3 protein-coding genes and 2 pseudogenes are annotated in these 4,979 nt (G+C 72.4%); 2 read left to right on the top strand and 3 right to left on the bottom strand.

From position 1 onward, the window contains the following. The 3 genes and pseudogenes from QR77_RS48660 to QR77_RS15565 form a co-directional block, all read right to left on the bottom strand. A pseudogene (locus QR77_RS48660) lies at positions 1-649 on the bottom strand (transporter); the annotation flags it as partial. Beyond that, positions 646-1,467, bottom strand: a complete 822-nt coding sequence (locus QR77_RS15570) for an ABC transporter ATP-binding protein (RefSeq protein ID WP_040022373.1) — start codon at positions 1,465-1,467, stop codon at positions 646-648. The pseudogene QR77_RS48660 and the gene QR77_RS15570, both read right to left, overlap by 4 nt. A gap of 58 nt (positions 1,468-1,525) precedes the next feature. Then, the gene (locus QR77_RS15565; protein WP_040022371.1) at positions 1,526-2,197 is read right to left on the bottom strand and encodes a bifunctional DNA primase/polymerase; all 672 of its coding nucleotides are present in this window, start codon (positions 2,195-2,197) and stop codon (positions 1,526-1,528) included. A gap of 325 nt (positions 2,198-2,522) precedes the next feature. Between QR77_RS15565 and QR77_RS15560 the strand changes: the two genes are divergently transcribed. After that, complete coding sequence (locus tag QR77_RS15560) at positions 2,523-3,905, top strand: hypothetical protein (RefSeq protein WP_040022370.1); 1,383 nt, start codon at positions 2,523-2,525, stop codon at positions 3,903-3,905. A 217-nt stretch (positions 3,906-4,122) separates the two neighbouring features. Next, positions 4,123-4,979, top strand: a pseudogene (locus tag QR77_RS15555) (hypothetical protein); the annotation flags it as partial.

The following is a 4,979-nucleotide window of genomic DNA, read 5'->3' as shown; positions in this document are numbered from 1 at the left end:
GCAGCCACCGTACGACGTCGGCGGCCGGGTCGAGGGCGGCGAGGCTGCCCGAGCCGGTGAGGCGTTGCGCGCCGAAGTTGACGAGTTGGGCGCCCACCGCGACCACCAGCCCGCTCAGCACGGCGAGATCGCGGCCCTTGCGGGAGGTCAGCAGCCGGATGTTGGCCGTCGCGACGGCGCGCGCGAGCGCCAGGCACACCGCGAGGACGAGCGGTACGGCGATGACGGCGGCGACCACGGCCGCCGGGCCGTGCGCCACGGCCAGCACCGAACCGAGCAGCAGGCAGAGCGTGAACAGCGGCCCGACGCCGACCAGCGACGCCACGAGCAGCGCGCCGACCAGCGGGCGCGGGCGCAGCGGCAGCATCACCAGGCGGCTGGGGTCCAGGGTCTCGTCGCCGGTGGGGAAGAAGAGCGGCATGAACGCCCAGCCCACCGTGAGCAGTCCGGTGAGCAGGACGAGCGGCGAGTCGGCGTGCGCGGTGCCGCGCAGCAGGATCAGGCCGAAGAGGAGCAGCGCGGCGAGCAGGACGGTGACGACGGCGGAGGCGACGAACGCGGCAGCGCGGCCCGAGGACTGCCGCAGCCCGTTGCGCAGGAGGGAGAGCTTCAGCCGTACGAAGACGGGCGTGAGGGCGGCCGTGTTCACCGGGCGCCGCCCAGCCAGTCCAGGGACTCGCCCGTGTCGCGCCCCTGCGCGCCGACGAGTTCGAGGAAGGCGCTCTGGAGGGAGGGCGCTTCGCCCCGTACGTGTGCGAGGGTGCCCTGCGCGCGGATCCGGCCGGCGGCCAGCACCGCGACCCAGTCGCAGAGCGACTCGACCAGCTCCATCACATGGCTGGAGAAGACGACGGTCGCGCCGGAGGCCGTGTAGCGCTCCAGGACGCCGCGGATGGTCTGTGCCGAGACGGGGTCGACGCCTTCGAACGGCTCGTCCAGGAACAGCACTTCGGGGTTGTGGAGGAGCGCGGAGGCGAGGCCGATCTTCTTCCGCATGCCGGTGGAGTAGTCGACGACGAGTTTGTGCTGCGCGCCCGCCAGGTCGAGTACGTCGAGGAGTTGGGTGGCCCGCTTGTCGACCTCGGCGCCGGGCAGCCCCCGCAGCCGTCCGGTGTAGCCGAGGAGTTCGCGCCCCGAGAGGCGCTCGAAGAGCCGCAGCCCCTCGGGAAGTACGCCGATACGGGTCTTGACCTCGACGGGGTCGCGCCAGACGTCGTGCCCCGCCACCTCAACGCGCCCCTGATCGGGGCGCAGGAGGCCCGTCACCATGGAGAGTGTGGTGGTCTTGCCGGCGCCGTTCGGCCCGACGAGACCGACGAACTGCCCCGCCGGCAGTTCGAGATCGATGCCGGCGACGGCGACCTGTTCGCCGAAGCGCTTCCACAGCCCTTCGATCCGTACGGCGGGCGGCGCTTCGCGCGCCCCGCCCGCCTCTGTCGACGTCTGTTCCGGTACCTGTTCCCGCATGGCGCACTGCCTTTCGGAGCTCCCGTTTCGCCAACGGGTTCCACCATAGGGGTGCGTTTCAGGACCGGCGGGGCCTTCGGCCGGACGCCTCCTGCCCGCAGGCGTACGCGAGCGGGCTGATCAGCTCCTCCACGTCCGGCAGCCAGCGGTTCGCCGGCGTCGGCCTGCGCGCCCACTGCACGGCGCCGCCGCCGGTCCTGGTCGGCGGGGCCGCCACGTAATGGCCTTCGCCGAGCGCGGTCAGGTCGAGCGTCTCCGGCGCCCAGCCCAGGTTCCGTACGAGGCCGGCGATCCTCGGCGCGGCTCCGGGCAGGACGAAGAAGACCATCCGCCGGGTCGGGGTACGGGTGACGGGGCCGACCGCGAGGTTCAGCCGCTCCATCCTGGCGAGCGCCAGGAAACCGGCCGACTCCGGTACGTCGAGGGCGTCGAAGGTGCGTCCCGTCGGCAGCAGGACCGAGGCCCTGGGCTGTCTCGACCACAGGGTACGGGCGGCCACCGCGCTGCCCGTCGCCCGCGCCGCCCAGTCGGGCCCGGTGGCGTGCGCGCCGGGCAGCGCACAGGGGGCGCCGCAGGAGCACGCCTCTCTGCTCTCGACCGCCTCCAGCCAGGTGCCGGGAAATACGTCCCAGTGCCGCTCTTCCGTGTACCGCACAGCGCTGTCGAGCAGCAGGTCACCGCGCTGTGCGGGGATCTGCCCGGCGGCCTTCACTCCGATGGTCTCTTCCACGAACAGCTCAACTGCCGTCGCCACCAGGGGTTACGGGCGGCGCGCGCGGCGCCCCCGGAGCATCGATCCCGCCGCCGGGGCGCACCGATGCATAGGCGGGGGCGCGCGCGAGGGAGTGGGTTCAAGGTGGGTAGCCAAGGGCGGGGGGCAGCGAACAGGACGTCTTATGACCGCATATGGGCTTCTCGTAGGGACTCTGTGGTCAAAAGTGATCGTGTTTACCAGAGATCCTCGAAAATCCACAATATTGCCGAACATACGCATTCTCTCGATATCTGCCGGGCAGTGATCACAGCGCTGAACACTGCGGCTACAGGGGGTATTCATGGCAGCCAGACCTCTCGTCGCGCGCCAGCCGAACGAACGGCTCCAAGCGCTCATCCAGGAAGCCGGTTGTTCGAATGCCGGGCTCGCGCGACGAGTCAACATGGTGGGGTCCGAGCGCGGACTCGACCTCCGCTACGACAAGACATCGGTCGCCCGCTGGTTACGTGGCCAGCAGCCGCGCGGGCGCGCCCCGGGGATCATCGCCGAGGCGCTCGGGCGCAAGCTCGCCCGTACGGTCACGATCGACGAGATCGGCATGGCGAACGGCAAGAACCTGGCGTCCGGCGTCGGCCTCCAGTTCTCGCCCACCGTGCTCGGCGCGATCGAGCAGGTCTGCGAGTTGTGGCGCAGCGACGTGGGCCGCCGTGACTTCCTCTCGGGTTCCGCCGTCGCCTCGTCGGCGCTCGTGGAGCCCAGCAGGGACTGGCTGATCACGGGCGCGGACGGCGCGGTCGCGCGGACCACCGGGGCGCGGGTGGGGGATTCGGACGTCGAGGCGGTCCGCGCCATGACCAGTGCGCTCACGGACCTCGACCACCGCTTCGGCAGCGGCCATGTCCGCCCGGTCCTGGTCCACTACCTGAACAGCGTGGTCTCGGGGCTGCTCTCGGGGGCCTACCGGGAGTCGGTCGGCCGCAGGCTCTTCGGCGCGGTCTCCCGGCTGACGGAGCTGGCCGGTTACATGGCGATCGACACCGGGCAGCCGGGCCTCGCCCAGCGCTACTACATCCAGGCGCTGCGGCTCGCCCAGGCGTCGGGCGACCGCGGGTACGGCGGATATGTGCTGGCGGCCTCCATGAGCCACCTGGCGGCGCAGCTCGGAAACCCCCGCGAGATCGCCCAGTTGGCGCGGGCCGCCCAGGAGGGTTCGCGCGGGCATGTGCCGCCCCGCGCGCAGGCCATGTTCTACGCGGCGGAGGCGCGCGGCCACGCGCTGATGGGCGACGCCCGCACCTGTCAGGCGGTGGCGGGCCGGGCGCTGACCGCGCTGGAGCACGCCGGCGACGAGACCGGTGACGACCCGGACTGGATCGCGCACTTCGACCACGCTTATCTGGCCGACGAGTTGGCGCACTGCTACCGCGATCTGGGCCAGCCGGAGGCAGCGGCCCGGCATGCGACGGACTCGCTGGAGGGCCATCCGGAGAGCCGCGCCAGGCGGCGGGCGATCGGCTACGTCCTGCTGGCCACGGCGCAGATCCAGCAGCGCGAGGTGGAGGAGGCCTGCCGTACGGGCACGCGCGCCGTGGAGTTGCTGGGCACCCTCCGCTCCAGCAGGGGCGCGGAGTACCTGGACGACCTCCAGCAGCGTCTTGAGCCGTACGGGAGCGAACCCGCGGTACGGGAGTTCGGCGCGCGGCTGGAGGTCCAGGCGGCCTGAGGGGGCACGGGGCCCCGAAGGGGGGCGTGTTGGCGGCATCGTGACGCGGGCGTGAGTGTGATCCCGTGCGCGCGGACCGGGTGAATTCATGCCTAATAGCCGCGTCTTGAGGGGGCTTGGTGTGAGTGGATCGACGTGCGTGGCCGAGGTCGCGATTCACCCGGTAGCGTGAACCGACGATTGCGAAGGTCCACACGTTCCACACGTAGGAGTCCTGGTGACGCACAGCGGACATGGGGATGAGCGGCATCCCGCCGCGCGCCCCGCGCACGAAGGCGTCGTGCTGCCCGGCGACGGCAGCGAGCCCTGGATACCCGGCTCCACGCCGGAACAGGCCGCGCCGGCCGGCGGGCAGCCGTGGGGACAGCCCTGGGGGCCCCAGGGGGGCCATCAGGGCGGTCAGCAGGACCAGCGGCAGGATCAGCCGGGCCAGGGCGAGCAGCAGGGGTACGGTGACGCCCAGCAGGGCGGCCAGGGCTCCTACGGTCACCAGGACACCTCGCAGTACGGGCAGGGCCCTTCGTACGGCCTGCCCGAGGCCCCCTCCTACGGCGAGGGCGCTTCGTACGGCGGGGGCGGCTCGTACGGCTACCCGCAGCAGGACTACGGCCAGCAGCAGCACCAACTGCCGGAACAGCACCAGCAGCAGCACCAGCAGCACCAACTGCCGGAGCAGCCCGATCAGTACCAGCTCCCGCAGCAGTATCAGCAGCCGCAGCAGCCCCAGCCGTTGCCGCTGCCCTCGGATCCGTCCGCGCACGGCGGCGCGCACGGCGCGGCCGACGCCACGCAGTATCTGCCGCTGCCGCCCGCGCAGAGCCTGTCCGGGATGCCGGGAACGCACGGGATGCCGCCCGGCGGGGACGCGGACGCCACCCAGTTCATCGCGCCGGTCCCCGGCGGCCCCGGGCCCGGCATGCTGCCGCCCGAACACGGCGCCGGCCCCGGGCAGTTCCAGGGCCCCGGGCACGGATCCGACGCGGACGCCACGCAGTTCATCGCCCCGGTCCCGTCCCAGGACCTGCCCCCGGCCGCCGGGCAGTACGGCCTCAGGCCGGGCGCTCCCGAGGACCG

The sequence above is a fragment of the Streptomyces sp. 150FB genome, assembly GCF_000818195.1.
GTDB lineage: Bacteria > Actinomycetota > Actinomycetes > Streptomycetales > Streptomycetaceae > Streptomyces.
The sequence above is the reverse complement of the archived record's forward strand: the minus strand, read 5'-3'. Positions and strand labels throughout refer to the sequence as shown.

Coding starts and splice junctions, on each gene's coding strand:
- QR77_RS15570 (WP_040022373.1), bottom strand. CDS start 1,467: ATGCGGGAACAGGTACCGGAACAGACGTCGACAGAGGCGGGCGGGGCG.
- QR77_RS15560 (WP_040022370.1), top strand. CDS start 2,523: ATGGCAGCCAGACCTCTCGTCGCGCGCCAGCCGAACGAACGGCTCCAA.